This is a genomic window from Methanomassiliicoccaceae archaeon DOK, from assembly GCA_009911715.1.
Lineage (GTDB): Archaea > Thermoplasmatota > Thermoplasmata > Methanomassiliicoccales > Methanomethylophilaceae > Methanoprimaticola.
Genome location: CP047880.1, coordinates 996,185 through 1,018,907, shown reverse-complemented (window position 1 = coordinate 1,018,907; position 22,723 = coordinate 996,185). Strand labels below are relative to the sequence as shown.

Genomic DNA, 22,723 nt, shown 5'->3' with positions numbered 1-22,723 from the left:
TCACACCACCGTGATGTCCAGGGCGGTCACGGCTATGGTCTCGTCGTACTGCCCCTGGGACCTGTCCGGACCCGCGAGGCCGAGGGAGCACCCCGTGAGTGTCACGGTGTGCCCGTCGATGACCGTCCTGAAGGTCATGCCGTCGGTGAGCGCCATCCTGAGGTCGTCCCACGTGTTGTCCTTTGACGTGATGGTCAGGTCCAGCGTGATGGTGCAGTCCTGCGCCGCGGAGCCCTCCCCCGCCTCCAGTCCGTACCCGGTGCCGTCGTCGTCGGACACGCCGGGGTCGGCGCTGAGGTTGTTGCTGATGCTAAGGCTGAATGCCTTGGCGGGGATCCTGTGGAACTGCGAGCCGTCGGTACTGTACTCCCAGGGGCGGTTGAACGTTATCGGGATGCCCGTAGGGATGGGCACGGTGTCCAGGGTGATGGCAGTGCCGTCGCTGTCCGCGAAGGGGGTCTTGGTGTGCCACCTCGCCATCGTGGACACGGAGAACTCCAGCTTGGCTCCCACCGATGCGGCGCTGATGCCGAGGGTGTTGACCCTGCACCCGGTCCACAGGTGGATGGTGCTCGGATCCACACGGACGGCGGTGTCGAAGCTGGGAAGCTCCCTCTGCACGCCGGAGAGACCTCCGACGGCCCTCTCGATCCAGTCCTCCCAATCCTGGTCCCTGACCATGTTGAAGGTCGCGGAGTATCCCGCGCTGGTGCTGATGACCATGCTGTCGACGTCGACCCTGGAGCCGCATCCCTGGATGCCTTCTCTGGTGGCCTCGCCGCCGTCCGAAAGGGTCAGGGTGGTGCCTGCATAGGCGCTCGCCCCGTTCGCGTTCACTTCGCCGTACACTGCCTCGGTGCGGACGGTGAGCCCGCACAGGTCGCCTTTAGTCCTTACCATCGGTTACATCCTCCAGAAAGTAGCGGGTCACTTCCAACCCGAAAAGATAATCGTAGAACTGCCCATCCTGCACCTCGTAGGGAGCGCTGTCGGGCGTGATGAGCTCGTAGAACGTTCCGTCGATGGTCCTGTCCATCACGAGCCTCAGATCGCGGTAGATGGCCATCGCCTTGTCGTAAGCGGCGCGCTTGCCCTTCTCGCCGCCTCCCTCTCCCCTGACCTGGATGTTGACGTACAGCACGTCGTCACCGTTGAGGACGTCCGGCATCGGGGCGGTGTTGCGCTGCTCCACGAGGACCCCGTGGACGGGCTTCCTCAGAGCGAGGAGCTGCGGGTCGTAGATGCCCTTGCCGAGCTCGCCGTACCCGAGCTCCGAGATCAGCACGGCGATGTCATGAGCGACTGATGCCGACATTCACATCAGCCCCAGGTTGCGGAGCCTCTGGTCGACTCCCTTCACGAACTCCTTGAGAATCTTGTCCTGAAGCTCCTCGTGGGGCTTGTCCAGATACCTGTTCCCTGTGCGGGACGCCGACCATCCGGAGTCCTCGCCGGGAGTCCAGTATTCGCCCTCCCTCGGTTTCTTCGCCTCGTGCATCCTTGCGGCGTAGGGCACCGAGGACGAGAGGACGAGCTCGATCGTCCCCTGGCGCCTGCGAACCTGCAGGGACTTGGAATCCCTGCCGTAGGGCAGGACTGAGTTGGCCAGCCTCTCCATCCCGTACTCGTTGAGCCTCTGGACCGCCCTGGCGCGCCTGTCGTGCTCGCGGGGCGTCTCCGCCCAGGAAAGGACGGCCTTCTCCCACTTGCGGGGGATCTGCGTCTTCCAGGACGAGGGGTCGTTCTCCTTCCCCTTCCTCTTGACGACCATATCGACGCCGCGGTACTTCGCCGCGTACCTGTTGCGGTCGGACTTCGGCGTCCTTTGCCAGACGCGGTCGTAGTATCCCGTCCTCAGCAGGGCGTTCTTCATCGCGTACTCGGCGATGTGCTCCCACTCGTCCGCCAGCTTCCCGAACGCCTTTGCGAGCTCGCCGAGATCCGAGACGTAGACCTTGCTGGCGGTCATATGTTCGGCCTCGTCTCGGAGAAGACCGAGGACATGACCGCATCGGTCAGAGGATCCTCGTCCCTGCGCTCGTAGCGGTTCTTCACCATCATCAGCAGGGCGTTCTTCACCACCGGGGGCACATGCGCCCCGGCGTGATACCTGACCGTGACCCCTATGGGCACGGGCCGGGGGTCGATGCCCTCCACCGCCGCCCTCAGGTCTATGCTGAGCTCTCCGTCGAACTCCACGTAGCACTTGGGTGACACGGTGATCTCCAGACCGTCCCTCGTGGCGAGCGTGACCTCGTCGACGCTGAGAACGGGGCCCCTGAGCTGGAATCCCACCGAGGGGGTCAGGCACCATGCGCACAGGCTCTTCTTCAGGGCGACCTCGCGGTCGGCCAGGTAGTAGGGGAGAACCGCCTCCAGACGGTCACGGCAGAAGGATATGGACTCGGACAGGATGGCGTCCTGCGTCTGGTCGTCGTCATCCATGGCGAGGTAAGATCTAACTTCGGGCAGGTCCAGGGGCTCAGAGATGCTTGTCATGTGTCCTCGTGAATGTGAAAATATTGAACCGACCCCGAAGGGCCGGTAAGGGGTTTGGAGCGATGTCTCTATGATCCTCACTCGATGGGGTCGGGAGTGGTCTTGGCGGCCTCCTCGACGACCACCAGTCCGGTGGCGTTGGCGAAGGTGACCTCGACGTACCTGCACGGTCCGATGTAGGATGCCACCAGCCTGTCGCCGTCCCCTCCGGAGAGCTCGATGGGCTCGCCTGTGTCGGGGTTGATGAGGTCCGCGGCGGGACAGGCCGAAAGACTGCCGGAGGTGTCACCGACGGTCACTGTTCCGGTCGCGGACGCGGCAGTCCCCACCATGTAGATGGTGACGATGCCGAAGCCGACGGTGTCGATCTCCTCTCCGGACTCGTAGGGGACGTTGCCTCCGTTGCATGCCCTGCGTGCCATCAGCTCGCCCCCACTTTGACTCCGACGACGGACTGAGGCATGACCAGCATGCCTCCCACCCTCGTCCTGAACCTGGTGTAGGTCAGGTTGTCGTCCGCTCCCGTGAGTGTGTCGCGCTGGTACTGCAGTCCCACCCTCTGCACGATCTTGTAGGCGTTGAAGTGGTCCCCGAAGGTTGCCACGATGTTGCCTGCCGCGACCTTAGGCGCGTTGACGAAGGTGACGGGGTATCCGAAGATCCTCGCAGGGAATCCCTCGCCGAGGGGCATGTTGTAGTACGTGCTGTCCTTCCCGAACTGCTTTACGAAGGCCAGGAAGGTGGCCATGCTCATGGTCCACCTGGCGTTGCGGAGCGCATCGTTGGGGACGGCCGCCATGGCGTCGAACAGGCAGTCGGTGGTGATGGCGCTGGCGGAGCCTGTGGGGACGGTCTTGAGGCTCTTGTCTTTGTAGAGACCCATAGGCTTCCTGTCCCCGTCTCCGGTCACGAAGGCGTCGCCGACATCCCTGTCGATGGCCTGGGATGCGGAGTTTGTGATGTACTCCTCGATGCCGACGAGGTTGCTGTCCTCCAAGAGGGTGTTGGAGATCCCTGTCTTGATGATGTACTCGTTCACGGGGATCTGCGCGACGCCGAGCTTGGCGTCGCTGACCTTGTCCCTCTTCTCGGTCTCACCGACCCACTTGCCCTTGGGAGGACTGACCTCGTAGGGCAGGACCGCGATGTTGCCGTTGACGTTGATGACCTCGCAGATCTGCCTCATGGGACTGAGGTCGTACATCTTCTGGATGACACGGGACTGGAAGTCGGGCACGGCGAAGTATCCGCCGTTGGGCGGGTTGTTGACGGTTGCGCTCTTCTTTCCGGTCTCGTCGAACTGGACTGTGGGCGCGTTGCCCGTCCTCAGGTACTCGATCATGGCCTTGGAGCCCTCGGACACCTGCATGGAGCCGGGTCCGGGCACCGCCTGGAGCTGCTGTCCTCTCTGGATGTCGGCGATGGCCTTCTCCAGCTTCTCGTACTGTTCGTCCTGGGCCTGCTTCTGTTTCCTGAAATCGGTCACGAGGCCCGTGATGTCCGATCTGAGGCCGCATGCGACCTCCATGATGTCTGTGGTCACAATTATGCCTCCATCAGATTGCGGAGCTCGATCAGCGCCTGACCCACCTCGCGGAAGACCTTGGCGACCTCACTCTCGGACTGCTCCGTGTCGTCCGTGTTCTCTGTCTGTGCTGCGGGAGGGTCCTGTGTCGGCGGCGTGTCGGGGGCCTTCTCGGGCTCCTTCGGCTCCTCCGACGGAACATCCTGTGCGGGGGCCGGGTCCGGCTCCTTGGCGGGGTCCTTCGGGGCCTCCTGTTCTGTGGCCTCCTTGTCAAGCTCGTCCAGCTCGGCGAGTGCGGCGTTGCGCTCGTCCTCGGACATGGCTTTGATGAAGGCGCATCCGGCGTAGCGGCTCATGCGTAGCCTCCTGCTCTTGGCTGGCCAGGCGTGTGCCTGCTCGTTCATCGGAAAAGTGACGAATGAGCCCTCGACGAGGTCGAGGTCGAGAAGGTGCCTGATTCCCTGGTCGTCGTAGCGGTAGTCCTTGCAACGGTATCCGATGCTCAGTCCGCAGGCGTCCCCGTGCCTCAGGAGGGAGAACGCCTCACGACCGAGCTGGGTGTCGAGGTTGAACTCCCCCTTGATGCGGAGCGTCCCCTGGGTGCTCGTCACGTCGAAGCTCCCGATGGGGGAATCGTCGCGGTGCTGCCACAGGAGAGGGTAGTGGGTTCCCTTCTCGGCGACGGATCTGTCGAAGCATCCCGCCTCGCAGACGTCGTTGCCCAGGTCCACATTGCCGTAGGTCGAGAGATCGCCCTCGAAGCGTCCCCTCGAAGAATCCGAAGAGGGGAGCGCCTTGAGTGAGGTGCAGACACAGCCTTTCACTTCGACCATGTCTATGTAAAAATCGCATGCTCCTTATAAACGAAAATCGAGAATCACTCGTACTCGGCCAGTCTGGGGAAGCTCTTGCAGTGGCAGTTCATGAAGTTCTCCGGGCTGGCGCCGTGCGCCCTGTCCCCCGGGTACATCATCAGGTCGATGCCCCCTTTGCGGGTGGGGACGCGGTAGAACTCCTCGTTGGGGATCGTGATGTCCGCCATGACGCGGTGCGTGTCCCTCACGTTGGTCCTGCCCGACGTCCTCCAGGTCTTGACCATCTCCCTGCCGTCGGCGGCCTCCTCCGCGGACTGAGCGATGGACTGGTTCACTGCGGAGTTAGTCTCGGTGACCGCGATGCGCCTCGCCCTCGCCGTTGTGAAGAGCCCTGAGGACTGGAGCCTGTTCATGAAGTCCACCGGACCGTCGGACTGCATGCGGATGGCGTCGATGATGCTCATGGTGTACGTGGACATGGCGTTGACGTTGACCCCGAGCTGTTCTTCGATCCACTGCAGGATTCTCTGCTGCTCCGGTGTGAGCTCCGCCTTCGTCTCCCTCATGCGGAGGCTCTTGAGGGTGTCGTCGGGGATGACCATGGCCGCCGCCTGGGGATAGACCTGCAGCCACATCCTGCGGAGGACGTCCATCTGGTCCGAGTCGTAGCGGGTGACGATGACCGCCACCTCCGTCATGTCCGGCACGTGGTCGAGGGATCCCAGGTCCCTGCGTATGGACGCGAGGATGCGCGAGTAGTGCCATTGGAGCCAGCGCTCATAGCGGTTCTGCAGGACCTCGGCGGCGTACTGCTGTGCGACCGCCTCGCGTGCGCTGGGCCTGTGGTCGACGGTCGCCTTGACACCCTCGATGGGAGGCGTCCAGAACTCAAAGGAGAGCGGCGAGCGGGTCATCCTGCCCCTCTTCCCTCGGCTTGGTCTCCGCCAGCGTCCTCAGGGGGTCGGAACCTCCCGCGAGGTCGGCCAGCGGGTCCACCGTGGGCATCAGGTCCCCGACAGGTGTCGCTACCTCCTCCAGGGGCACGTTGCCCATGCCCGTCAGGATCACGTCGCCGTTCGGGACGGGCTCGAAGCCGAGACGCTGGCGCTTCTCGTTGACCGTCAGGAATGTGCTGGCCTGCAGTGCGGCCATCATCGCCGCCTCGTCGCCTCTCATGCCGTCGATCTGCGAGCTGTCGAATCCGATGCGGGCGACGCCCGGGTAGAACGGGCAGACCTTCGAGGAGATGGCCCCGTAGAGGCGGTTGGCGTAGGGAACGACGGTGTGGAGTGCGAACTCCTTGTTCGCTTCGGCGGCGTTGCTGTACGTTTTGTTCGCGCTGTCTCCGACAAGCTCCGGAGGGACCCCCAGGGCGATAGCGATCTCCCTCCCCGAGGTCGTGACGCCTTGGGAGTAATCCATATCGCGGGCGTTGAATCCCGCACTCCCCGACAGCTTCTTTCCGCCGTCAAGGACCATCGTGGACCCAGCTTTGCTCGTGCCCGCATGGTTGGCCTTGACGCGGGACATGAACTCCTCGAACTGCCAGCGCTCCATGCGCTCGGGGACCTCGATGGCCAGCGAGGGTTTGGCGCCGTTGTCCATGAGGCTCTGATTCCATTTGCGTGCCGAGGTCTGCTGCTTGATGGACCTTCCCGCTGGTCTCAGCGGCGAGATCCCGTAGACACCCTCGGTGTCCAGCTTGCGGTGCGCATGGATCATCCTCTCGGGCGGGGCCCTGATGGCCCCGTTGCCGTTGCTGATCGTCCACATCCTCACAGGGCGCATCATGTCCCCGGTCGTCTCCGCGTCCATGTGGTCGGGGGCGATGGGCCATATCTCCTCGACCCCGCGGATCGTGACGACCTCCAGACCGTAGCAGTTCCCGTTTAGGACGAGGTCAGCGGTCGATTCAAAAACATAGGACTGCCACGAGTCCAGTGTGTTGGGGCGGTTCAGGAGGGCCTTGAGTCTCTGCTCCTGGACCTCATTGCCCTCGGAGTCGTAGACGATGGGCTCCAGGGATGCGACGGTGTCGGCGATGAGGTCGACGCATCTCGCGATGTAAGGGTTGTCGCAGTATCCCGCGCTGATCTGTGAATGATAGGTGCCGAATCCGGACGTGTCCGAGACTCCGAGCTCGTGCCACTCTCCGGGGTCGTAGGATGCTCCGTCGTCACTGACGGATTTGCGTCCGATGATGCGGTCGAAAAGGCCCATGCGCCCGTTTAGCTCACGGGACCTTATAAACGACGATTCAGAAAACATAGAAATTCGTCGATGACTGGTTGCCCGCCAGCTCCCTGAATGCTCCGGAGCATGCGTCCACCTGGTCGTCATGGGAACCGAGGGGGAACTCCAGGAGCTCGTCGACGAGCTCACGGTTCCACGCCCCGCGTGCGATCCACAGGTTCCCGCATTCCATGGCGGCGGCCATCGTCCCCGCACGGAGTGCCTTGTCCCCCGTGACCTTGTCGGCGCGGAAGTCGTAGCCGACCAGGACCTCGCGGGCGTAGTGGTCGATGACGTCCACGCCCGAGCTCCCCGGCTCCTGCTCCATCCTGATCCTCACGCTGGGGCCGTCCCTCTCCGCCGTCCTGCGGATGGTCTGCTGGACGTCGTAGGGGGAGCCCTGCAGCCTCACGATGTCCTCGATGCAGTAACGTCCGTCCTGCATGGACATGAGCGCCCCCACGGTCCAGTCCCCTCCGCCCGCGGTGGCCGCCTTGTCCCAATAGCGGCACCTGGTGATGCGCTGTCCCGTCATGGGAGCGTCGTAGCGGATCCAGTCGCGTTTGAACATTCCCCCTTCGAGAGGAGTGGGGCGGCCCTGATAAAGGGCCTCGAAGTCGCGGGACCCCATTGCCGCCCTCTTCTCCAAGAGGACGTCCACGGAGAAGCGCTCAGGCCACAGAGCCCCCCCTGTGTCGCTGATGGCGGGAAGGTTGAGGATCTGCCAGTGGTCCGCGTCGTCGTTGAGGATCCTGCCGGCGATGTCATCGTGGTGCCATCTGGTCATGACGAGGATGATGTGTCCTCCGGGGGAGAGACGGGTACTGGCGACGGATGTGTACCAGTCGTACACCTTGTCGCGCATGGTCTCGGAGTTGGCTTCCTCACGGTCCTTCACGGGATCGTCAATTATGATGAGGTCCCCTCCCGAGCCTGTGAGTCCTGCACCCACTCCTGCGGCGATGAGGGACGGCCTGCCGTTCTGCTTGCCCTGGATCTGGAACTCATCGGCGGCGTCGATGCCGAACTGTGTCTTGCCGAAGATCATCCGGTGCATCTCGCCGTCGAAACGCTGACGGCATGCACGGCTCATCTTACGGGCTTGAGTCTGGTTGTAGGATGCGATGATGACCTCGCCCTGGGGGTTGCGTGACAGCCACCACGCGGGCAGGCTCTCGGAGATTATGGTGCTCTTCATGTGCCTGGGGGGCATGCTCACCATCAGCCCGCGCATGTCGCTCTGCAGGAACGCCTCCACGGTCTCGCAGATCGTGTGGATGTGATGCCCATCGACGTAGCCGGGCTGGCTGAGAACGGTCTCGGCGACGTAGGGCATCAGATGCTCGTGGGCGTCAGAGAGGCGCATGAAGCGCTGCTTGAACGCCTCCCTGGCCTCCTGGTCGGCGAACCTTGTCATAGGTCCCTCACGAGCTCGCGCATCTCGTCGAGGCTCATGTTCTCGATGTCCGCCCTGCCGACGGTGTCCCTCTTGGACTCCCCTGTCAGGGTGTCGTCGAGACCGCACCACTTCCCCATCTGCTTGAGGATCTCTGTGACGACCTTCGTGGATGAGGATACAGCCATGACGGCGTCCTTGCTACCATCATTGCTACGACGTGCGATCTCCAGGTCCTCCTTCGCGGATTGGAGCAGGTCGAAGAGCTCGCTGATGGTGAGGTCCCTGGTGATGGTCGTGGGCGCTATGACCTGCACGACTGTCCCATTTTTCGCTGTCCCAATTTTTGTCCCACTTTTTTGGGACACTCCTTTAGTCGCGCGCGCACGTTGAAAAGGGTCGTTTTTTGGGACAGTCGCGGGCATTTTTGGGACAGCCGTAAGGCTCTCGCCCTCCTTGACGACCTTGCTAACTGTGTTCTTCGACACGCCTGTCTCCGCCGCGATCTCGCGGACGCTCATGCCCCTGTGACTGAGCTCCAGGATAGAGAGGCGGACAGATTCAGCTATGGTCATATTCGACGAAGTCCCTGATTGCTTGGACGAAAGCGCTGAGCTGGCCCGTGTCGAACCGGAGCAGGATGTCGTGATGCCCTTCGCTGATCGTGATGTTCACTGAGTCGTCGTCCTCGTCCATCCCGCTGTGACATTCCCTCTCCAGGCACACGCTCACGCCGTCCCCGAGATCCTGCATCACAAGCGCTCTGACTTTGCCCATCGGTTCCCACTTCCCATCGAATCATCCTCGATGATGGCCAGGGTGTTCCCGTAGCGGATGACCGTGCACACCCCCTCGATGATCTTGTACTCCCTGTCCTCGACGTATGGCAGCCTGTACCCCCTGCATTTCGTGATAGGGGCATCTGCGCAGAGATGCCCTCTGAACCCCCTGAAGAGGATGCTCATCTCGGACAGCTGCTCGTCGGAGAACGTCGGATAGTCCTGCGTGTTCGCCTTGATGTACCCTTTGAATTTTATGTCCATCTGGGCCCTCAGAGCCGAATTGAGGATTTCCATTGATTCGGTTAGGTTCATCTCGTCTCCTCCGCGTGGATCTCCTTGGTCTCCCTCGGCGTCCTCTTTCCTCTCATGATCTCGGTCTGCTCCCTCATGCTCTCGGCGATGGACTCCATCGCTGTGACCATCCTCTCCCTCTGCTCGTCCGTCATTGCGTACCAATCCTCCAGTGAAAATCTAAAGCGTTTGTGCCCGGTGGGGGAGATCTCCGCGGTCCTGACGACCATGCCGTCGTCCTCCAGACTGCAGAGGGCCTTCCACCCGGTCTTGCGCTGCATGTGCGGTGCTATCCTCTCGTACAGCTCCTTCTGGGGCATGGGGCCGTGCCTTCTGAGGCAGTCGACCACCACCTCCCTGCGCCTGTCGTCTGAGTAGAATGCCATTCATCCCTCGAACCCGATGCCGCTCTCGGAGATCGTCAGCCTGCCCCTGCCCTGTGCGAGCTGGAACCTGTGGACCGCCTCGGCGTCCTCGGGGGAAACGTCCTCGATGACTATCTGGACCTTGCTGCCGTCCTCGATGATCTCCATGAGTCTCATACTCTGCCCTATATCAGACATCCGTTTTAATAGTGATGTAGGGTTTTCGTTTTTGACCGCTGTGATGTCTTCAGTGTCCGACATTTTATCGGTATATTTGTCTGACACCATACTCACCCTCCAACTCAGTGGTGATCTTGTGCACCAGCGCCCATGCGGCGTCACGGTCCAATGTGAAAGAGACATCGGGCATGAAACCGTTCTCCGTCACATAGATGTCCAAGGCACCATCGAGGCATGACCTGCATGTTATTCTTGTCATCCTTCCACCTCCCTGTCGTCGCGATTCATCTGCGGCCCTTCCGTTTCATGTCGACCCTGACGTCGCATCCGACGCAGACCCACATGTACCATCCCGCCTCCATGGGCTTCCCGCATCTCGGGCAGTCAGGAGGGCACATCAGGCGGTTCTCCCTGTGGCGCCTGGCGACCGCCGACGCTCCCCTCAGGAGGTCCGCAGCGAGCTCCGCGTCCTCCGCAGTCATGTAGGTGATCGCCCCGGGGATGCTGACGGCGATCTCGCCGAGCTCAGGGAGCTCGTCCGGGGCGTAGCGCACCACCAGCCCTGCGAAGCGCTCATAGAAGCGACCATCCCGACGGGTCCTGAACTCTTTGATCGGCATCGCACCGACCTCCTGTTCCACATCTCGATCAGGCTGTCCACCAGCATGCCGACGGTCGGGTCGGAGCACCCGCTGCAGTCGATTGACACGGATGCCCCGCATCCGCACCTGATGGACGACACACGCAGGCGATCCACGTGGAGCACGAGGAAGTCCGATCCGCAGAAGGGGCAGGGTCTGAGCTCGGTCATGGCTCCACCCTCCTGTTCCAGCTCTTGACATGATACAGGACATCCATCGCGTTATCGTGTGTCTGGGCGCCGCAAAATCCGCACTCTATGCGCTTGAAGATCCTGGGGTTCTCCAGGTCCCGGTTGCAGCGCATGACGATGCTCGGTCTCCGATGACCGCAGAAAGGGCAGGGCTTGAGACCGTGGATCCTGAGGATGGCCTTCCTGCCCTTGTCCATGTAGCGGAGCTGCGCCCCTTCGCCCTCCGCTCTCCTGACATCCCTCATGCTGACCCCGTCCTCCCATTCGGGGGAATCCAGAACTCTCCTATCCACCGCGGCGTCCAGACTCTCGGCCAGGGCGTTTGCCTCATGGGTGCTCATGCGGATGGCGATGGAGACCCCATTGACGGACAGCCCCTCGACGGGGATCATTATCGTGTCTCCGTCCTCGATGACCTTAGGGGTCATGCGATCACTCCCACGAGGCTGATGATGAGGGCGCACACGCAGACGCACAGGGACACGGCGGAGACGAGCTCGGCGCGAATCGGCGATGCGAGCTCCCTCGTCATCCTGTGCCTGATGTCGCGGGTGTCCGTCCACAGCCTGTCGAGGTCCCTGTCGATCTCGGCGTCGGTGCGTGTCATTCCGTCCCCTCCCCGCAGTCCTCGGCGAACTCCCAGGCCGCCTGCTGGAACCTGTTGAATGCGGACTCGATGCGCTGCATCGCCTCCGTGAGCTCCGCACGCTCGTCCTCCGTGCCCGGGAAGCCGTCCAGGACCCCGCACACGCCGCGGTACGACTCCCTGACCATGTTCAATCCCCAGATGCCGATCTCCACCTGGGCGATGGCATGGGCCGCTCTCTCGCAGTCCGTCATTCGACCGCCTCCGGGCACTCGTGGACCCTGACGATGCGCGTCTCCCCCACGCCCCTGAGGGCCTGGAGCATCGCGTGGGCCCTGGTCGTAGCCTCAAGCATGTTCTCGGCGTCCACGTCCACGTCGGCCTCGATGGCTATGAGATACCTCATTCGTCTCCCCTCCTCCAGCACGGGATCCACTGCATCGGACAGCGGGTGGGCCTGACATCCTCGGTTGTCGAGCACTCGCAGGCGGTGTCCTCGCAGACGTTGCAGGTATACGTGATTAGATGGTCACGGGTCATTCGTCCCCCCTCCTCATGAGGTTCTCGTTCGGGGCCACGTCGGAGCGGATGACCCTATGGAAGGATCCGAGACCGTACTTGGTGAAGTGCAGGGCCCTTTTGCTCTCTCTCGGTTTGCACAGAGGGATGGATTCGACCTGGTCGGCCTCCTTCTCCGAGTCGAAGACCCAGACATTAGGCGGATCATCCACGGAGACGAAGGCGATCTGTCCGGTGTAGATGCTCATTCGTCATCATCCCCCTCTGCTTCCATGACTGGCTGTGGTCCGTCCCACTCCGCCGTCCTGATGTCGTCCCTCATGAGGAAGCACTGCTCCTCGGTCACGTCATAGATGTAGATCCCCACCTTCGGCTCAGGCTCATCCTCCACATACCAGCTGACATCGTCGCGGCCATTGACCGTGTGCTCGCAGATGATGTCCGTCAGCTTCGACAGGTCGTGGAGGGTGTTCTTGTGAGAGTCGAACCAGAACTCGATGTCGCACATCATTCGCATCCCTCTCCCATCTCCTCGAAGAACGCCAGGAGCCTCTTGGCCACCCTGTGCCCCTCGGGCGTGAGCTGGCGCAGGACCTTCGCCCCGGACTGCCCGGGATGCGCCCTGACCGTCTGGACCAGGCCGATCTCGGCGAGCTTGTGGAAGCGGAGGAAGACCATCCTCTCGGTCTTCCGGCCATCGGTCACGACGGTCGCCATCTCTTTGAAGGTGCATGGCCCGCTGACCTCCAGGCACATCAGGATCCTCATGGAGAAATTGTGCTCCAGGGCATTCAGGATCGCCTCGCGGCGGCAGTTCTCGCTCGTCTTGCAATCACACTCGCCGCATCTGCGGCAACAGCATTCACTCATTCAGTCACCTCGTCATCAGAATCGGAAAGGGTTTCGCTGAGGTCGTCGACCTCCATCGGTTTCCAGTGGGGACAGCGTCCCTGTCTCGACAGCTCGTCGAGCTCGTCGGTCCAGAGCTCGTCCGGAAGGCCGCACTCGGACATCATCTCCCCGCCGTGTCCCTCGAAGTCATAGACCTCCTCCCAGGACACCATGTGGCCGCAGTCGTCGCAGGAGCCGGTCATCGGAAAACCTCCGGCTCCTTTCCGAGAAGGGCGTACTCGATCAGTCTCTTGGCGAATGTGCCCGAGACCTTCATGCGGATGACGCCCCCGTCATCGGTCCTGATCGTGACTTCCGCAGACTTAACCAGCTGGCCGTCTAGAGTGCTCTGTTGCATCATCTGAAAGCCTCCAGCTTCATCTGGCGGGGTCTCCCCTCGTTGGATCCCGTGCAGTAATGACCACAGCCGAAGGCGGTCGGGTCCCACCTGATCTTGCATCCGTTGTAGTCGCAGTAGGTGTGGTCGGGCTCTGAGTTGGCGCAGTCGAAGCACGTGAACCACGTGCGGCGCATGAAGGCGTGGATCATCTGAACGCCTCCAAGGTCGTCTGACCTCCTCTGGCCTGAGCATGCTTGACCCTGACGCGGTACTCCCACTCCTGCTCGCGGAGCGAGTGCCACCTGGTCCTGTCCAGCTCGAAGCGGTCGCACACCATGCGGGTGTCTCCTCCCATGGCTACGGTGACCGTCGGGTCCAGCCTGCACATGGGGACCTTGTCCCACTCGATGACGTCCTTCCAGAATCCGCCCGCACCGGTGTCCCACACCTGGTGCGAGGGGCAGTCCTTGTGAGGCACGACGTAGTGGTGCCTGCACTTGAAGCAGCAGCGGTCCCTCATGCCTCCGCCTCCTCTGCATGGGCCTTGGGCAGACGCCTCTCGTCGATCCAGACCTGTCCCTCGGGACCCCATCCGGTGAGCTTCATGCCCATCTCCTCGGCGAGGATCTGGAAGAACCTGCGATGGGTCTCCAGGGCCTTGCGGTTCCTCCTGTCGGCCAGGTCGAGGCACCAGTCGTGGTCGCGTCTGAACCAGCAGAAGTCGAACTCGGAATGGAGGGAGAACTGCCCCGTGCCGAATGTGAAGTCGGGAGGGTCCTCGTCATCGTCGTAGACGGCCCACGCATCCATGGTCATGTCCAGCCAGTCGGAGCTGGCGGGCCCGTGGAGGACCACGGTCTTCTCGTCCTGGAACCCGCTCCCATTCCAGCTCGCGTGCATGCCCGATTCGGCGGCGTAGCGCTCGACGGTGATGCGGACGGCCTCCCATGCCTCGGTGTCCACGACGGTCTCGAAGAGCCTGCGGAGGTCGCACTCCGAGAGGAAGCGGTCGAGGGTGGACTGGATCACAGCCATCCCTCCAGCTTCGTCTGGATCCAATGGCGGGCGGTTCCGGGGTTGTCGGGGTCGTCCTCGGGGATGACCTCCTCGTCCTCGTCCTCCTCTTCGTCCTCGTCCCATCCCTCGGCGAGATAGGTGCCCTCCTTCGGCTTTACGCCGCCCTGGCATCCGATACCGATCCACACGACGTCCCCGAACGTACCCGGGTCGGCGTCGGCCTGGTCGAGAGCCGCCCTGAGCTCGGCCGCCTTGATGTTGAAGCTGCAGCGGGACTCCTCCTCGGACGGCCCGAGGTCACGGAGGTAGTATCTGGAGCCGTACCTGGTGACGGCCAGCGGGGCCATCCTCCCTCCCATGGTGTGGGCGATCTTGTAGATGGTGTAGCCGTCGTCCAGGACGATGGGCTTGCTGTTCACGGTCTCACCACCCTTCCGATCAGGAATCCGAGCATGAACGGCCTGGTGCATCTCCTGCAGAACCACACATTGGCGAAGCAGTCGTAGGGCTCGTCCATCCTGCAGATCTCGCACACCGCGGGGGAGACGCATGCCGCATCCCCCGGATGGTCCTCAGGGACGTGACTGCGATGGGTGATGTAGATCATCTGCTCTCCTCCTGCGGGATCGGGCGGGGCCTCGCGGCCTTCACGTTGTCCATCTGCGCCCTGTCGATCCTCGAGGAGATCCTCGAGACGGCGGACTTCAGCTGCGCTAGGTCCCTGCGGGTCTCCTCGCACATGAAGGGGCCCATGGCGACCTGGAGCTCCTGGGCGTCCAGGATGACCCTGCGCGCGAGCGCGTGGGCCGTCCCCAGGTGGTAGGAGTCGACGGCCAGCTTGGTGGCCTTGTCGGGCTTCATTCGCGGCACCTCCATTCGACGCAGTCCTCGCAGTCGCGGTCGTAGACGGTGCCTCCCCTGACGTCGCAGCGTCCCATGATGGTCACCGCGTCGTCCATGATCCAGCCCGACTCCTCGGTCCTGACGAGGTGGGCGCACGGCCCTCTGGACGGCTGGCTGGCCATGAGCTGGTCGAAGGTCTTCTGTGTCATTCCTCGGCCTCCCTGAGCTTGTAGGCCTCGTCGCCGGGGATCCACACGGCGACCTTCTCGGAGCCGGGGTTCAGCTTGAGGAATCTCTTCCCTACCATCCACGAGGCGAAGTTGCGTGCGACGCTCTCGTCGAGGGTCTTGTCCGACCTTCTCAGGAACTCTTCGATTCCCTTGTCGGTCAACGGCTCCTTGGAGACCTTGTCGACCACCATGACGGCCAGCTGCGTCATCGTCAGCTCCGTCATTCGACCGCCTCCCAGATCTTCTCGCGGTGGGTGCGGTTCTCGGGCTCGGTCCGTCCGATGCAGCGGACCAAGTCGTACTTGGCCATGCAGTTGAGGCTTCTGCTGGCGGACGACCTGCGGGGGGACAGCCCCCTGCCGACCATCTCGCTGATGATCATGGGTCCTCCCTCCCTCAGGGCCTCGAGGATCTGCGTCGATGTCATGCCATCCCTCCCTCGACGGCCCAACGGATGGCTGTGCGGATGAACGCCGAGACGTTTGTCATCCGATGACGGGCCATGAAGTCCATCATGGCCCTGCGCTCCTCCGGGCTCATGCGGAAAGTGATCTTGACGCCCGTGTCCGGGCAGAGCTCCACCCTGGTGTCCGACGTCATCCCACCATCTCCATGATGGCCTCGGCGAGGCCGCGGAGGTCGTCCGCGGTCAGATGCTCGTGGTAGGATGCCAGAGGGGAGCCTATCTCGATGTGGAACTCCATGTCCTCGTGGGAGATCTCCATGAAGCAGTCATCGACGTCGCCGATGACGATGTGGTCCCTCATTGCAATCCCTCCTCGGAGTCTCCGGTGATTACAAGGCCGGCCTTGTCCAGTGACACGAATCCGCCCAGTGCGAAACCGGGGTCGTTGACCCTGGCCCCGCAGAAGGGGCAGCACACGCATGTCTGCCCGGCGTTGGCCTTGTCGGATCTGCGGAGCATCAGCTGGCCTTTCTGGGACACGTAGAACTGCCCGCGCATGGCAGCCTCGTCCATCTGTCTGCAGCAAGCGGAGACCGCCTTGGTCTTGACCGACACGGTCAGGACTCCGTCGTAGGTGGCGGTCATCGGAGCAACCCCCAACCGTTGACGCGGCCCTTGCCTGAGTCGCGGTAGACCTTGGAGCAGGGGTGGATCATGATGCCGTTGAGGCTGTAGACCGCGGAGACGACCTCCTGCCTCTCCCTGTGGGGGAGGAGCCGGCAGAGGTCCTTCATCGTGATCCCGGGGTGCTCCCTCACGAGGTCGTACACCTCCTGCCTCACCGGGCAGGCGGGAGTGAGGACCTGCGAGAATGTCACTCTCCCACCTCCCTGTCGCGGCCTACGATCGCATAGGCGTCGCCGTCCATGAAGATCTCCTGCTCCGGATGCGTCCTGATGAGGCGGTCGATCTCGGCCATCATCTGAGACAGCGTGAGGTCGCAGGTGCGGAGGTCGATGTGGATGTGGTCGGGGCGCATCATGGGATCACCACCTGCCTCCCGTCGACCCACATGAGGCCCGTCTCGACCTCCTCGAGGTACCTCTGCGTGGCCTGCTTGATGCCGTTGTAGAGGCGGGTGTCCTCCAACGGGAGGGGGTCTATGTCGACGGAGGGGTGCCCGGTGGCATCCCTCTCGGCGGCGTCGGCGATCTTCCTGAGTCTGATTGCCACCAGGTCCCGGGCGTCGTTTCTGGCGCGTCTGAACCTGTCGACGGCCCCCTGCGTCATGATGCCGTCGGGGTCGAGGCCCTGGCGGAGCCCCGCGTCGTCCTCGAGGGCGGCGACGACCCCGCGGATCTGCGCGTAGACCTTGGGGTCGACGTCCACCAGCGTCAGGGACTCGCGCTCCGCGATGTAGAGGTCATGGAGGCTCCTCTCGTCTGTGACGGACATCATGCACTCGCCCCCTTCCTGCGGTCGGCCATGTGCATGACCAGGACGGTGTCGCCGCCTTCGGTGTAGGAGCCGATGCGCTGCCAGCCCTCGTCCTTGCGGAGTTCTTTGAGCGCATAGTATTCGTGCTCGGTCTCGCGGATGTCACAGCCGTCGTAGACGGTGCCTGCGAGGTAGTGGATGATGTAGGTCATGCCGTCACCTCCCATCTGGTGAGGGGTGTCCAGAGGTGGCTGACCTCCATCTCGTCGCCTGCGCGTGCGTGCGCGTAGGCACGCCCGTAGGACTCGGCCTCCTCCTGAGTGTGGAACCAGCCGAGGGTGATCCCTCCGCCGGTGGCACGCCAGAGGATGAGCTGGAAGTCGCGCCTCTCGGCGTCGTCGGCCTCCTGGGCCTGCCTGAGGGCCCTCAGCCTGTCCTCCTCGGCCTCGCGTTCCATCTCGGCCATGCGCTGGCGCTGAGCCTGCGAGTAGTCGAGGTAGACGGCTCCGCAGGTGTAGCAGCGGACCTGCCTGACCTGTCCGATGTCGGGCGTGTCGACGTACCCGATGACGTCGAAGGCCCCTCCGAGGCAGTGGGGGCAGGTGTGGGTGTCGTAGGCGGGGATGCTCATTCGACCACCCCCGTGCTGGCGGTGTCCTCGATGTGCCCGGCGCGGACCATCTCCTGGTAGCAGGCGATTATGGTGCTGTTAGACCATGTGGCCATGAAGATCCCGTCGTTGTCCTGGGTGTACTTGGTGAGGATCGGATTCGGATCCTCCGAGATGTGGCCGTTGTGGAAGCGGATGAGCTCGGCCTTGGCCTTGGCCAGGTCGATGCCGTAGTGCTCGGCCATCTTCTCCCCGACCTTGTCCTCGCCGATCTGCTCGACGGCGGTGACCTCGGCGCCCTTGGCGTCGGCCTCCCTCTGGGCCTTGGCGGCCTTCCTGGCTTCCTCCTCGGCCCTCGCCTGCTCCGCGAGCCTGGCGCGGTTCTCCCTCTTCCTCTGCTCCTCGGCCTCGGCCCTCGCCAGCCTGATCCTGGCCTCGGCTTCGACGATGTGCTTGGAGACGATGGCGTCGATCTCGGCGCGGAACCGCTCGTCGGCGTAGACCGTCATGAGCTGAGCCTCGGCCTTCTCCTCCTCGGGGGTGGGCTCATGGGCCCACACCGCGCCGTCCGTGAGCGTGGTGTACTTGGTGGTGTCATTGGACCAGTAGACGTCCGAGCCGACCCCGAGGGCCTTGCACGCGACGCTGATGGCGTCTGTGAGGGCGGACTTGAAACACTCGTCGTTGGCGTACCATCCGCTCGATTCGCTGGTGTAGAACGAGTTGCCCCCGATGCCGGGGATGGGCTCGGACCACTCCCCCGTCTCGGGGTCGCGGATGTAGAGGTCGATGTCCACGAACGCCTTGACGGTGCCGTCGGGCGCGGTCTCCAGCCTCTGGCTGACGATCCTGTAGTTCCATCCGAATCCGCAGGGTCCGAAGGTGGATGTCAACACCTTGATCCTCCACATGGGATTGATGTCGGTCTTACCCTTGAGGCGTCCTCCGGTTATGTCCTTGCGTGCCTCCGTCGGCACGTGCGCGACCTTTGCGTAGAATCTGAGCGGGTTGATGCCGGTGACGTGTGTGTCCCCGTCCCCCTCCCCCCCGTTCGCGGAAGGCATCATGCCACCTCCGCGGTACGGCGTCCGACGGGCTCCTTTCCGGTCTCGATGAGGAGCGACTGCGCCTGTGTGCTCATGTACGGAACAAAGGCCCACAGATTCAGCTCGGCCTTGTCGTAGTTCTTCCTGCCGTAGGGCCTGATGACGCCCTGGGCGGAGAGCATGTCCCACTTGGTCTTGATGGTCTTGATGTCGCTCAGGAGCTCGTGCCTGAGCATGTCTGCGCGGAATCTAGTGAAATCGTACTCGACGAGGTTCCAGCGGTGATGCGCCATCGCATCCGCGAACATCTCGACGCGATGCTCATAGATCTCTCTCAGAATTGTTTCTGACGTTATTTTCTGCATACTTCGGTCCTTCCTGAGACCGATCTATGCTCCACGTCAGCGTCCCGTGCGGTTCATGTCCGCACTTGGGGCATCTCATGAATCATGGTACAGTCGGGGTCCGTAGTTAAGGGTTGTGAGCGGCCCCGTCCTCCAAAGGCTTCCTGAAAAGGCACTCCGCCCTCGACCTGGTGGTCCCGAAGCGCGTGCGCTCGTCGACGCGTCTCGCGAACTCCGTCTCGAACGAGGCGAAGAACCTGGCGATCCCGTCGGGGTTGCGGTGTACGTACCTTATCCCGTCCCCCGACCTGGTCCCGGACCTCATGTCGGTGGGCGTGAACGAGCGCACGAAAACGTACCCCCCGGGGCGCAGGACCCTCATGATCCCGTCCGCGACAGTCTGCATGCCGGAGTCCTCGATGTGCTCCAGGACGTGCACCGCGGTCACATAGTCGAAGGAGCCGTCCGGGAACGGCAGGTCGGCGATGTCGCAGACCTCGAACCTCGCGGTCCCTTCGAACCTCTCCCGGCACAGCTCCACCGCCTCGGGGGAGAAGTCGGTGCCGACGACACTGTATCCCAGGTCTATCAGCGTGGAGACCGTCTTGCCGTTCCCGCATCCGAGGTCGAGGGCGTCGCCCCTCCCGGACAGCGGATCCGGTATCCTGGAGTTGCCCCTCCACGCTCTGCCGTTGGCCCTGTAGAATCCGTCCCAAAGGTCCCTCTGCTCCATGGGGGGCATAATGGGTCCCTACATTTCAAATCCACCGCCGCTCATGAATTCTCATATATGTGAAAAACTTAGACGGCACCATATCAGGGGATGACCATGTTCTGGAACCCGAAGATCGAATGCATGCCCAAAGAGGAGCTCAAGGCCCTCCAGTACCGCGAGCTGAAGCAGCTCGTCAACAACCTCTACTCTTTCAACAAGTTCTACCACGACAGGATGGTCGAGCACAAGGTGCACCCCGACGACATCACCTGCCTGGAGGACATCGCGAAGCTCCCCTTCATGTACAAGCAGGATCTGCGCGACAACTACCCGACCAAGATGTTCACCGTACCGAACAACGAGATCGTCAGGTACCACGTGTCGTCCGGAACCACCGGAAAGCCCACGCTCGTCGGTTACACTCAGAACGACCTCGACTACTGGACCGAGGCCCTCGCCAGGTCCTTCACCTCCATCGGGATCGGCCCCGACGACACAATGCAGGTGTCGTACGGATACGGCCTCTTCACGGGAGGTCTCGGAGCCCACTACGGCGCAGAGAAGGTCGGGGCCACGGTCCTCCCCGCCAGCACCGGCAACACCGAGAGACAGGTCGAGCTCATCCAGGACCTGGGCGTCACGGCGATCGCCTGCACGCCCTCGTACATGATCCACCTTCTGGACACCGCCAAGTCGATGGGCGTCGACATCCAGAGGGACACCAAGCTGAGAAAGGCCGTGCTGGGCGCCGAGCCCTGGTCCGAGTCCATGAGGCAGCACATCGAGAGCTACGGCATCAAGGCCTACGACATCTACGGGACCTCCGAGCAGGCCGGTCCCATGTTCACCGAGTGCGAGGAGCGCAACGGAATCCACATCTGCGGCGACATAATGCTCGTCGAGATCATCGATCCCGACTCCGGGGAGGTCCTGGAGGAGGGGGAGAAGGGAGAGATGGTCGTCACCATGCTCAAGAAGGAGGCCATGCCCATGATCAGGTACAGGATCAAGGACATCACCATGCTCATGGAGGGCGAGTGCGCCTGCGGCAGGACATCCCCGAGGATCGCCAGGATCTCCGGAAGGACGGACGACATGCTCATCGTGCGCGGAATCAACGTGTTCCCCTCGCAGATCGAGTACACCCTCCTGCAGATCCCCGAGGTCGGTGACCAGTACATGATCTACGTCTCGAGGGAGGGCGCCCTGGACGAGATGACCGTCCAGGTGGAGATCAAGCCCGAGGCCTTCACAGACAAGATGGAGGACATGCTCGCCCTCCGCGGACGCATCGAGGCCGCTCTTAAGAAATATCTCAACATCTATGTCAAGGTGGAACTCAAGGCCCCCGGAGAACTCCCCAGGTTCACCGGCAAGGCGAAGAGGGTCGTCGATTCGAGGGTGATCTGATGGATGACAACATTATCTCGCAGCTTTCAATTTTCGTGAACAACGAGCCCGGGCGTCTGGCCCACATCGCATCCGTACTGAAGGAGTGCGGCATCAACATGAGGGCCTTCAACCTGGCCGAGTCCACGGAGTTCGGCATCCTCAGGGCCATCGTCGACAAGCCCGACGAGGCCTTCGAGAAGCTGAAAGCCACAGGCATCATCGTCAAGAAGACCGACGTCATCGGAGTGGTCATCCAGGACACGCCCGGTTCGCTCTTCCAGGCCGCCGACATCATGGGAAAGGCCGGAATCAACATCGAGTACGGATACGCCTACACCGGTAGGACCACCGCGGCCTTCTTCGTCAGGGTCGACGACCCCGAGAAGGCTGTTAAGATCCTGAAGGACGCTGGCATCAAGCTCATCCTCGATTCGGAGATCTGAGCAGCATGGGAAACCTGAACATAGCCGTGCTCGGCGCAAAGGACTACGCGTCCAAGATAGGCAAGAAGGGCACAGTCACCGACATGACCTTCTACGACCACAAGTCAGGCACCGACTCCTTCACCCTCATCGAGCCCTCCAAGTACCCGGAGAAGCTGTCTTCCCTGTTCTACTCGGTGGCGATGTCCGAGTTCGCCATACTGGTCGTTGACAAGATCGACTCGTTCCTCGGGGAGACCATCGTCATGACCGACGTCCTCGGAATAGACAGGGGATGGATCATCCTCCAGAACTACATCCAGCCCGAGCAGCTCAAGCCGCTGCTGGCCGGAACATGCCTCGAAGGCTACGAGTACAAGGAGGACGACCCCATCAAGCTGAGGGAGGAGCTCATCGCCATGGCCAAGGCCGAGGCGAAGGCCCCCGGGGAGGGGACATGCGGCTCGTGCCCCGTGGACAGCCACTTCAACGTGAGGGGAGTCGGAACCGTCGTTCTCGGCTCCGTCATCGACGGGTACTTCAGGAAGCATGACAAGATGACCGTTTTCCCCATCAAGAGGGAGGTCATCCTCAAGTCCATCCAGAAGCACGACCTGGACGCCGACGACGGCGTCAAGGGCGACCACGTCGGCCTCGCCCTCCGCGGCATCGAGTCCGACGAGCTCGACAGGGGATACGTCGTAACCACGGACCCCTCGGTCAAGATGTCCAGGAAGGTCGAGGGCAACGTGTCCCTGATCAAGTACTGGCCGTCGCCCCTCAAAGAGGGCATGGTCCTGCACATCGGACACTGGATGCAGATGGTCCCCTGCAGGATTGCCTCCGTGGACAACGGCGACGACTTCAGATCCGCCAAGGTGGAGTTCGACCTGGAGTCGGACATGATCCACAAGCCCGGTGACAGGGCCACCATCATGTACCTCGAGGGCGGCAAGCTCAGGGTCGTCGGTTCGATCGTCCTGTCCTGAAAACCGATTCATCCCGGCC

At 62.6% G+C, this 22,723-nt stretch carries 49 protein-coding genes; 3 read left to right on the top strand and 46 right to left on the bottom strand.

Going from position 1 to position 22,723, the window contains the following annotated elements; genetic code table 11:
• From JS82_05260 to JS82_05035, 46 genes are all read right to left on the bottom strand, one after another.
• Positions 1 to 900, bottom strand: coding sequence for a hypothetical protein (locus JS82_05260; GenBank protein ID QHK17541.1), 900 nt, complete (start codon positions 898 to 900; stop codon positions 1 to 3).
• Complete coding sequence (locus JS82_05255) at positions 887 to 1,315, bottom strand: hypothetical protein (protein QHK17540.1); 429 nt, start codon at positions 1,313 to 1,315, stop codon at positions 887 to 889. The genes JS82_05260 and JS82_05255 overlap by 14 nt, the downstream gene beginning before the upstream one ends.
• Entirely contained in the window at positions 1,316 to 1,969 is a 654-nt protein-coding gene (locus JS82_05250; protein ID QHK17539.1) for a hypothetical protein, read from the bottom strand. It lies immediately after the preceding gene.
• Positions 1,966 to 2,499, bottom strand: coding sequence for a hypothetical protein (locus tag JS82_05245; protein QHK17538.1), 534 nt, complete (start codon positions 2,497 to 2,499; stop codon positions 1,966 to 1,968). The genes JS82_05250 and JS82_05245 overlap by 4 nt, the downstream gene beginning before the upstream one ends.
• A gap of 77 nt (positions 2,500 to 2,576) precedes the next feature.
• The gene (locus JS82_05240; protein ID QHK17537.1) at positions 2,577 to 2,921 is read right to left on the bottom strand and encodes a hypothetical protein; all 345 of its coding nucleotides are present in this window, start codon (positions 2,919 to 2,921) and stop codon (positions 2,577 to 2,579) included.
• Positions 2,921 to 4,042: a phage major capsid protein gene (locus JS82_05235; protein QHK17536.1), complete on the bottom strand. Its 1,122-nt coding sequence runs from the start codon at positions 4,040 to 4,042 to the stop codon at positions 2,921 to 2,923. Before JS82_05235 ends, JS82_05240 begins: the two co-directional genes overlap by 1 nt.
• Before the next feature lie 2 nt (positions 4,043 to 4,044).
• Positions 4,045 to 4,857 (bottom strand): HK97 family phage prohead protease, encoded by an 813-nt coding sequence (locus tag JS82_05230; protein ID QHK17535.1) that lies wholly within the window; start codon positions 4,855 to 4,857, stop codon positions 4,045 to 4,047.
• 44 nt (positions 4,858 to 4,901) lie between these two features.
• Positions 4,902 to 5,753: a hypothetical protein gene (locus tag JS82_05225; GenBank protein QHK17534.1), complete on the bottom strand. Its 852-nt coding sequence runs from the start codon at positions 5,751 to 5,753 to the stop codon at positions 4,902 to 4,904.
• Positions 5,728 to 7,059, bottom strand: a complete 1,332-nt coding sequence (locus tag JS82_05220) for a phage portal protein (GenBank protein QHK17533.1) — start codon at positions 7,057 to 7,059, stop codon at positions 5,728 to 5,730. Before JS82_05220 ends, JS82_05225 begins: the two co-directional genes overlap by 26 nt.
• A gap of 37 nt (positions 7,060 to 7,096) precedes the next feature.
• Positions 7,097 to 8,488 (bottom strand): phage terminase large subunit, encoded by a 1,392-nt coding sequence (gene terL / locus JS82_05215; GenBank protein QHK17532.1) that lies wholly within the window; start codon positions 8,486 to 8,488, stop codon positions 7,097 to 7,099.
• Positions 8,485 to 9,042: a helix-turn-helix domain-containing protein gene (locus JS82_05210; GenBank protein ID QHK17531.1), complete on the bottom strand. Its 558-nt coding sequence runs from the start codon at positions 9,040 to 9,042 to the stop codon at positions 8,485 to 8,487. Before JS82_05210 ends, terL begins: the two co-directional genes overlap by 4 nt.
• Positions 9,029 to 9,244, bottom strand: coding sequence for a hypothetical protein (locus JS82_05205; protein ID QHK17530.1), 216 nt, complete (start codon positions 9,242 to 9,244; stop codon positions 9,029 to 9,031). Before JS82_05205 ends, JS82_05210 begins: the two co-directional genes overlap by 14 nt.
• Positions 9,220 to 9,561, bottom strand: a complete 342-nt coding sequence (locus JS82_05200; GenBank protein QHK17529.1) for a hypothetical protein — start codon at positions 9,559 to 9,561, stop codon at positions 9,220 to 9,222. Before JS82_05200 ends, JS82_05205 begins: the two co-directional genes overlap by 25 nt.
• Positions 9,558 to 9,926 (bottom strand): hypothetical protein, encoded by a 369-nt coding sequence (locus JS82_05195; protein QHK17528.1) that lies wholly within the window; start codon positions 9,924 to 9,926, stop codon positions 9,558 to 9,560. The genes JS82_05200 and JS82_05195 overlap by 4 nt, the downstream gene beginning before the upstream one ends.
• Positions 9,927 to 10,082, bottom strand: coding sequence for a hypothetical protein (locus JS82_05190; protein ID QHK17527.1), 156 nt, complete (start codon positions 10,080 to 10,082; stop codon positions 9,927 to 9,929).
• Positions 10,083 to 10,563: 481 nt separating this feature from the next.
• Positions 10,564 to 10,896 (bottom strand): hypothetical protein, encoded by a 333-nt coding sequence (locus JS82_05185; GenBank protein QHK17526.1) that lies wholly within the window; start codon positions 10,894 to 10,896, stop codon positions 10,564 to 10,566.
• Positions 10,893 to 11,345, bottom strand: coding sequence for a restriction alleviation protein, Lar family (locus tag JS82_05180; GenBank protein ID QHK17525.1), 453 nt, complete (start codon positions 11,343 to 11,345; stop codon positions 10,893 to 10,895). Before JS82_05180 ends, JS82_05185 begins: the two co-directional genes overlap by 4 nt.
• Complete coding sequence (locus JS82_05175) at positions 11,342 to 11,524, bottom strand: hypothetical protein (GenBank protein QHK17524.1); 183 nt, start codon at positions 11,522 to 11,524, stop codon at positions 11,342 to 11,344. Before JS82_05175 ends, JS82_05180 begins: the two co-directional genes overlap by 4 nt.
• Entirely contained in the window at positions 11,521 to 11,757 is a 237-nt protein-coding gene (locus JS82_05170) for a hypothetical protein (GenBank protein ID QHK17523.1), read from the bottom strand. The genes JS82_05175 and JS82_05170 overlap by 4 nt, the downstream gene beginning before the upstream one ends.
• Positions 11,754 to 11,909 (bottom strand): hypothetical protein, encoded by a 156-nt coding sequence (locus JS82_05165; GenBank protein ID QHK17522.1) that lies wholly within the window; start codon positions 11,907 to 11,909, stop codon positions 11,754 to 11,756. Before JS82_05165 ends, JS82_05170 begins: the two co-directional genes overlap by 4 nt.
• The gene (locus JS82_05160) at positions 11,906 to 12,043 is read right to left on the bottom strand and encodes a hypothetical protein (GenBank protein QHK17521.1); all 138 of its coding nucleotides are present in this window, start codon (positions 12,041 to 12,043) and stop codon (positions 11,906 to 11,908) included. Before JS82_05160 ends, JS82_05165 begins: the two co-directional genes overlap by 4 nt.
• The gene (locus JS82_05155; GenBank protein ID QHK17520.1) at positions 12,040 to 12,270 is read right to left on the bottom strand and encodes a hypothetical protein; all 231 of its coding nucleotides are present in this window, start codon (positions 12,268 to 12,270) and stop codon (positions 12,040 to 12,042) included. Before JS82_05155 ends, JS82_05160 begins: the two co-directional genes overlap by 4 nt.
• The gene (locus tag JS82_05150; protein QHK17519.1) at positions 12,267 to 12,533 is read right to left on the bottom strand and encodes a hypothetical protein; all 267 of its coding nucleotides are present in this window, start codon (positions 12,531 to 12,533) and stop codon (positions 12,267 to 12,269) included. Before JS82_05150 ends, JS82_05155 begins: the two co-directional genes overlap by 4 nt.
• Positions 12,530 to 12,892 carry a hypothetical protein gene (locus tag JS82_05145; GenBank protein QHK17518.1) on the bottom strand — a complete coding sequence of 121 codons (363 nt, stop codon included), beginning with the start codon at positions 12,890 to 12,892 and terminating at the stop codon, positions 12,530 to 12,532. The genes JS82_05150 and JS82_05145 overlap by 4 nt, the downstream gene beginning before the upstream one ends.
• Positions 12,889 to 13,116 (bottom strand): hypothetical protein, encoded by a 228-nt coding sequence (locus tag JS82_05140; GenBank protein ID QHK17517.1) that lies wholly within the window; start codon positions 13,114 to 13,116, stop codon positions 12,889 to 12,891. Before JS82_05140 ends, JS82_05145 begins: the two co-directional genes overlap by 4 nt.
• Positions 13,113 to 13,271, bottom strand: coding sequence for a hypothetical protein (locus tag JS82_05135; protein QHK17516.1), 159 nt, complete (start codon positions 13,269 to 13,271; stop codon positions 13,113 to 13,115). The genes JS82_05140 and JS82_05135 overlap by 4 nt, the downstream gene beginning before the upstream one ends.
• Positions 13,271 to 13,462, bottom strand: coding sequence for a hypothetical protein (locus tag JS82_05130; GenBank protein QHK17515.1), 192 nt, complete (start codon positions 13,460 to 13,462; stop codon positions 13,271 to 13,273). The genes JS82_05135 and JS82_05130 overlap by 1 nt, the downstream gene beginning before the upstream one ends.
• The gene (locus JS82_05125; GenBank protein ID QHK17514.1) at positions 13,459 to 13,773 is read right to left on the bottom strand and encodes a hypothetical protein; all 315 of its coding nucleotides are present in this window, start codon (positions 13,771 to 13,773) and stop codon (positions 13,459 to 13,461) included. Before JS82_05125 ends, JS82_05130 begins: the two co-directional genes overlap by 4 nt.
• A complete protein-coding gene (locus tag JS82_05120) occupies positions 13,770 to 14,288 on the bottom strand; it encodes a hypothetical protein (GenBank protein QHK17513.1) in 519 nt (172 codons plus the stop codon). The genes JS82_05125 and JS82_05120 overlap by 4 nt, the downstream gene beginning before the upstream one ends.
• Positions 14,279 to 14,689, bottom strand: coding sequence for a hypothetical protein (locus JS82_05115; GenBank protein QHK17512.1), 411 nt, complete (start codon positions 14,687 to 14,689; stop codon positions 14,279 to 14,281). Before JS82_05115 ends, JS82_05120 begins: the two co-directional genes overlap by 10 nt.
• Positions 14,686 to 14,877: a hypothetical protein gene (locus JS82_05110; GenBank protein ID QHK17511.1), complete on the bottom strand. Its 192-nt coding sequence runs from the start codon at positions 14,875 to 14,877 to the stop codon at positions 14,686 to 14,688. The genes JS82_05115 and JS82_05110 overlap by 4 nt, the downstream gene beginning before the upstream one ends.
• Positions 14,874 to 15,131, bottom strand: a complete 258-nt coding sequence (locus tag JS82_05105) for a hypothetical protein (protein QHK17510.1) — start codon at positions 15,129 to 15,131, stop codon at positions 14,874 to 14,876. Before JS82_05105 ends, JS82_05110 begins: the two co-directional genes overlap by 4 nt.
• Positions 15,128 to 15,322: a hypothetical protein gene (locus JS82_05100; protein ID QHK17509.1), complete on the bottom strand. Its 195-nt coding sequence runs from the start codon at positions 15,320 to 15,322 to the stop codon at positions 15,128 to 15,130. The genes JS82_05105 and JS82_05100 overlap by 4 nt, the downstream gene beginning before the upstream one ends.
• Positions 15,319 to 15,567, bottom strand: coding sequence for a hypothetical protein (locus JS82_05095; protein ID QHK17508.1), 249 nt, complete (start codon positions 15,565 to 15,567; stop codon positions 15,319 to 15,321). Before JS82_05095 ends, JS82_05100 begins: the two co-directional genes overlap by 4 nt.
• Positions 15,564 to 15,770, bottom strand: coding sequence for a hypothetical protein (locus JS82_05090; GenBank protein ID QHK17507.1), 207 nt, complete (start codon positions 15,768 to 15,770; stop codon positions 15,564 to 15,566). The genes JS82_05095 and JS82_05090 overlap by 4 nt, the downstream gene beginning before the upstream one ends.
• A complete protein-coding gene (locus JS82_05085) occupies positions 15,767 to 15,943 on the bottom strand; it encodes a hypothetical protein (protein ID QHK17506.1) in 177 nt (58 codons plus the stop codon). The genes JS82_05090 and JS82_05085 overlap by 4 nt, the downstream gene beginning before the upstream one ends.
• Positions 15,940 to 16,110: a hypothetical protein gene (locus tag JS82_05080; GenBank protein ID QHK17505.1), complete on the bottom strand. Its 171-nt coding sequence runs from the start codon at positions 16,108 to 16,110 to the stop codon at positions 15,940 to 15,942. Before JS82_05080 ends, JS82_05085 begins: the two co-directional genes overlap by 4 nt.
• Entirely contained in the window at positions 16,107 to 16,394 is a 288-nt protein-coding gene (locus JS82_05075) for a hypothetical protein (GenBank protein QHK17504.1), read from the bottom strand. Before JS82_05075 ends, JS82_05080 begins: the two co-directional genes overlap by 4 nt.
• The gene (locus JS82_05070; protein QHK17503.1) at positions 16,391 to 16,627 is read right to left on the bottom strand and encodes a hypothetical protein; all 237 of its coding nucleotides are present in this window, start codon (positions 16,625 to 16,627) and stop codon (positions 16,391 to 16,393) included. Before JS82_05070 ends, JS82_05075 begins: the two co-directional genes overlap by 4 nt.
• A complete protein-coding gene (locus JS82_05065) occupies positions 16,624 to 16,791 on the bottom strand; it encodes a hypothetical protein (GenBank protein ID QHK17502.1) in 168 nt (55 codons plus the stop codon). The genes JS82_05070 and JS82_05065 overlap by 4 nt, the downstream gene beginning before the upstream one ends.
• Positions 16,788 to 17,207, bottom strand: a complete 420-nt coding sequence (locus JS82_05060) for a hypothetical protein (GenBank protein QHK17501.1) — start codon at positions 17,205 to 17,207, stop codon at positions 16,788 to 16,790. The genes JS82_05065 and JS82_05060 overlap by 4 nt, the downstream gene beginning before the upstream one ends.
• Positions 17,204 to 17,398 carry a hypothetical protein gene (locus tag JS82_05055; protein ID QHK17500.1) on the bottom strand — a complete coding sequence of 65 codons (195 nt, stop codon included), beginning with the start codon at positions 17,396 to 17,398 and terminating at the stop codon, positions 17,204 to 17,206. Before JS82_05055 ends, JS82_05060 begins: the two co-directional genes overlap by 4 nt.
• The gene (locus JS82_05050) at positions 17,395 to 17,817 is read right to left on the bottom strand and encodes a hypothetical protein (GenBank protein ID QHK17499.1); all 423 of its coding nucleotides are present in this window, start codon (positions 17,815 to 17,817) and stop codon (positions 17,395 to 17,397) included. Before JS82_05050 ends, JS82_05055 begins: the two co-directional genes overlap by 4 nt.
• Complete coding sequence (locus tag JS82_05045; GenBank protein ID QHK17498.1) at positions 17,814 to 18,860, bottom strand: hypothetical protein; 1,047 nt, start codon at positions 18,858 to 18,860, stop codon at positions 17,814 to 17,816. Before JS82_05045 ends, JS82_05050 begins: the two co-directional genes overlap by 4 nt.
• Complete coding sequence (locus JS82_05040) at positions 18,860 to 19,150, bottom strand: hypothetical protein (GenBank protein QHK17497.1); 291 nt, start codon at positions 19,148 to 19,150, stop codon at positions 18,860 to 18,862. Before JS82_05040 ends, JS82_05045 begins: the two co-directional genes overlap by 1 nt.
• Positions 19,151 to 19,313: 163 nt before the next feature.
• On the bottom strand, positions 19,314 to 19,919 hold the full coding sequence (locus JS82_05035) for a methyltransferase domain-containing protein (GenBank protein QHK17496.1): 606 nt from the start codon (positions 19,917 to 19,919) through the stop codon (positions 19,314 to 19,316).
• 123 nt (positions 19,920 to 20,042) lie between these two features.
• Between JS82_05035 and JS82_05030 the strand changes: the two genes are divergently transcribed.
• The 3 genes from JS82_05030 to JS82_05020 are packed head-to-tail and all read left to right on the top strand — an operon-like array spanning position 20,043 to position 22,704.
• Positions 20,043 to 21,311, top strand: a complete 1,269-nt coding sequence (locus tag JS82_05030) for an AMP-binding protein (protein QHK18413.1) — start codon at positions 20,043 to 20,045, stop codon at positions 21,309 to 21,311.
• Entirely contained in the window at positions 21,311 to 21,736 is a 426-nt protein-coding gene (locus tag JS82_05025; protein ID QHK17495.1) for an amino acid-binding protein, read from the top strand. The genes JS82_05030 and JS82_05025 overlap by 1 nt, the downstream gene beginning before the upstream one ends.
• A gap of 5 nt (positions 21,737 to 21,741) precedes the next feature.
• Positions 21,742 to 22,704 (top strand): translation elongation factor 1 alpha-related protein, encoded by a 963-nt coding sequence (locus tag JS82_05020; GenBank protein QHK17494.1) that lies wholly within the window; start codon positions 21,742 to 21,744, stop codon positions 22,702 to 22,704.
• Positions 22,705 to 22,723: the final 19 nt, after the last annotated feature.

What these genes read in the sequence shown, in the direction of transcription:
- JS82_05225 (QHK17534.1), bottom strand. Translation starts at nt 5,753, where the DNA reads ATGACCCGCTCGCCGCTCTCCTTTGAGTTCTGGACGCCTCCCATCGAG.
- JS82_05125 (QHK17514.1), bottom strand. Translation starts at nt 13,773, where the DNA reads ATGAGGGACCGCTGCTGCTTCAAGTGCAGGCACCACTACGTCGTGCCT.
- JS82_05170 (QHK17523.1), bottom strand. Translation starts at nt 11,757, where the DNA reads ATGACGGACTGCGAGAGAGCGGCCCATGCCATCGCCCAGGTGGAGATC.
- JS82_05195 (QHK17528.1), bottom strand. Translation starts at nt 9,926, where the DNA reads ATGGCATTCTACTCAGACGACAGGCGCAGGGAGGTGGTGGTCGACTGC.
- JS82_05130 (QHK17515.1), bottom strand. Translation starts at nt 13,462, where the DNA reads ATGATCCACGCCTTCATGCGCCGCACGTGGTTCACGTGCTTCGACTGC.
- JS82_05135 (QHK17516.1), bottom strand. Translation starts at nt 13,271, where the DNA reads ATGCAACAGAGCACTCTAGACGGCCAGCTGGTTAAGTCTGCGGAAGTC.
- JS82_05245 (QHK17538.1), bottom strand. Translation starts at nt 2,499, where the DNA reads ATGACAAGCATCTCTGAGCCCCTGGACCTGCCCGAAGTTAGATCTTAC.
- JS82_05150 (QHK17519.1), bottom strand. Translation starts at nt 12,533, where the DNA reads ATGATGTGCGACATCGAGTTCTGGTTCGACTCTCACAAGAACACCCTC.
- JS82_05220 (QHK17533.1), bottom strand. Translation starts at nt 7,059, where the DNA reads ATGGGCCTTTTCGACCGCATCATCGGACGCAAATCCGTCAGTGACGAC.
- JS82_05030 (QHK18413.1), top strand. Translation starts at nt 20,043, where the DNA reads ATGCCCAAAGAGGAGCTCAAGGCCCTCCAGTACCGCGAGCTGAAGCAG.
- terL (QHK17532.1), bottom strand. Translation starts at nt 8,488, where the DNA reads ATGACAAGGTTCGCCGACCAGGAGGCCAGGGAGGCGTTCAAGCAGCGC.
- JS82_05165 (QHK17522.1), bottom strand. Translation starts at nt 11,909, where the DNA reads ATGAGGTATCTCATAGCCATCGAGGCCGACGTGGACGTGGACGCCGAG.
- JS82_05160 (QHK17521.1), bottom strand. Translation starts at nt 12,043, where the DNA reads ATGACCCGTGACCATCTAATCACGTATACCTGCAACGTCTGCGAGGAC.
- JS82_05035 (QHK17496.1), bottom strand. Translation starts at nt 19,919, where the DNA reads ATGGAGCAGAGGGACCTTTGGGACGGATTCTACAGGGCCAACGGCAGA.
- JS82_05210 (QHK17531.1), bottom strand. Translation starts at nt 9,042, where the DNA reads ATGACCATAGCTGAATCTGTCCGCCTCTCTATCCTGGAGCTCAGTCAC.
- JS82_05085 (QHK17506.1), bottom strand. Translation starts at nt 15,943, where the DNA reads ATGACGTCGGACACCAGGGTGGAGCTCTGCCCGGACACGGGCGTCAAG.
- JS82_05190 (QHK17527.1), bottom strand. Translation starts at nt 10,082, where the DNA reads ATGAGACTCATGGAGATCATCGAGGACGGCAGCAAGGTCCAGATAGTC.
- JS82_05155 (QHK17520.1), bottom strand. Translation starts at nt 12,270, where the DNA reads ATGAGCATCTACACCGGACAGATCGCCTTCGTCTCCGTGGATGATCCG.
- JS82_05185 (QHK17526.1), bottom strand. Translation starts at nt 10,896, where the DNA reads ATGACCGAGCTCAGACCCTGCCCCTTCTGCGGATCGGACTTCCTCGTG.
- JS82_05045 (QHK17498.1), bottom strand. Translation starts at nt 18,860, where the DNA reads ATGCCTTCCGCGAACGGGGGGGAGGGGGACGGGGACACACACGTCACC.
- JS82_05080 (QHK17505.1), bottom strand. Translation starts at nt 16,110, where the DNA reads ATGAGGGACCACATCGTCATCGGCGACGTCGATGACTGCTTCATGGAG.
- JS82_05060 (QHK17501.1), bottom strand. Translation starts at nt 17,207, where the DNA reads ATGATGTCCGTCACAGACGAGAGGAGCCTCCATGACCTCTACATCGCG.
- JS82_05040 (QHK17497.1), bottom strand. Translation starts at nt 19,150, where the DNA reads ATGTTCGCGGATGCGATGGCGCATCACCGCTGGAACCTCGTCGAGTAC.
- JS82_05255 (QHK17540.1), bottom strand. Translation starts at nt 1,315, where the DNA reads ATGTCGGCATCAGTCGCTCATGACATCGCCGTGCTGATCTCGGAGCTC.
- JS82_05105 (QHK17510.1), bottom strand. Translation starts at nt 15,131, where the DNA reads ATGAAGCCCGACAAGGCCACCAAGCTGGCCGTCGACTCCTACCACCTG.
- JS82_05075 (QHK17504.1), bottom strand. Translation starts at nt 16,394, where the DNA reads ATGACCGCCACCTACGACGGAGTCCTGACCGTGTCGGTCAAGACCAAG.
- JS82_05175 (QHK17524.1), bottom strand. Translation starts at nt 11,524, where the DNA reads ATGACACGCACCGACGCCGAGATCGACAGGGACCTCGACAGGCTGTGG.
- JS82_05250 (QHK17539.1), bottom strand. Translation starts at nt 1,969, where the DNA reads ATGACCGCCAGCAAGGTCTACGTCTCGGATCTCGGCGAGCTCGCAAAG.
- JS82_05240 (QHK17537.1), bottom strand. Translation starts at nt 2,921, where the DNA reads ATGGCACGCAGGGCATGCAACGGAGGCAACGTCCCCTACGAGTCCGGA.
- JS82_05205 (QHK17530.1), bottom strand. Translation starts at nt 9,244, where the DNA reads ATGGGCAAAGTCAGAGCGCTTGTGATGCAGGATCTCGGGGACGGCGTG.
- JS82_05100 (QHK17509.1), bottom strand. Translation starts at nt 15,322, where the DNA reads ATGACACAGAAGACCTTCGACCAGCTCATGGCCAGCCAGCCGTCCAGA.
- JS82_05180 (QHK17525.1), bottom strand. Translation starts at nt 11,345, where the DNA reads ATGACCCCTAAGGTCATCGAGGACGGAGACACGATAATGATCCCCGTC.
- JS82_05065 (QHK17502.1), bottom strand. Translation starts at nt 16,791, where the DNA reads ATGATGCGCCCCGACCACATCCACATCGACCTCCGCACCTGCGACCTC.
- JS82_05025 (QHK17495.1), top strand. Translation starts at nt 21,311, where the DNA reads ATGGATGACAACATTATCTCGCAGCTTTCAATTTTCGTGAACAACGAG.
- JS82_05020 (QHK17494.1), top strand. Translation starts at nt 21,742, where the DNA reads ATGGGAAACCTGAACATAGCCGTGCTCGGCGCAAAGGACTACGCGTCC.
- JS82_05200 (QHK17529.1), bottom strand. Translation starts at nt 9,561, where the DNA reads ATGAACCTAACCGAATCAATGGAAATCCTCAATTCGGCTCTGAGGGCC.
- JS82_05230 (QHK17535.1), bottom strand. Translation starts at nt 4,857, where the DNA reads ATGGTCGAAGTGAAAGGCTGTGTCTGCACCTCACTCAAGGCGCTCCCC.
- JS82_05260 (QHK17541.1), bottom strand. Translation starts at nt 900, where the DNA reads ATGGTAAGGACTAAAGGCGACCTGTGCGGGCTCACCGTCCGCACCGAG.
- JS82_05110 (QHK17511.1), bottom strand. Translation starts at nt 14,877, where the DNA reads ATGATCTACATCACCCATCGCAGTCACGTCCCTGAGGACCATCCGGGG.
- JS82_05050 (QHK17499.1), bottom strand. Translation starts at nt 17,817, where the DNA reads ATGAGCATCCCCGCCTACGACACCCACACCTGCCCCCACTGCCTCGGA.
- JS82_05090 (QHK17507.1), bottom strand. Translation starts at nt 15,770, where the DNA reads ATGACATCGACGCAGATCCTCGAGGCCCTGAGGGAGGGAGGACCCATG.
- JS82_05095 (QHK17508.1), bottom strand. Translation starts at nt 15,567, where the DNA reads ATGACGGAGCTGACGATGACGCAGCTGGCCGTCATGGTGGTCGACAAG.
- JS82_05055 (QHK17500.1), bottom strand. Translation starts at nt 17,398, where the DNA reads ATGACCTACATCATCCACTACCTCGCAGGCACCGTCTACGACGGCTGT.
- JS82_05145 (QHK17518.1), bottom strand. Translation starts at nt 12,892, where the DNA reads ATGAGTGAATGCTGTTGCCGCAGATGCGGCGAGTGTGATTGCAAGACG.
- JS82_05120 (QHK17513.1), bottom strand. Translation starts at nt 14,288, where the DNA reads ATGGCTGTGATCCAGTCCACCCTCGACCGCTTCCTCTCGGAGTGCGAC.
- JS82_05140 (QHK17517.1), bottom strand. Translation starts at nt 13,116, where the DNA reads ATGACCGGCTCCTGCGACGACTGCGGCCACATGGTGTCCTGGGAGGAG.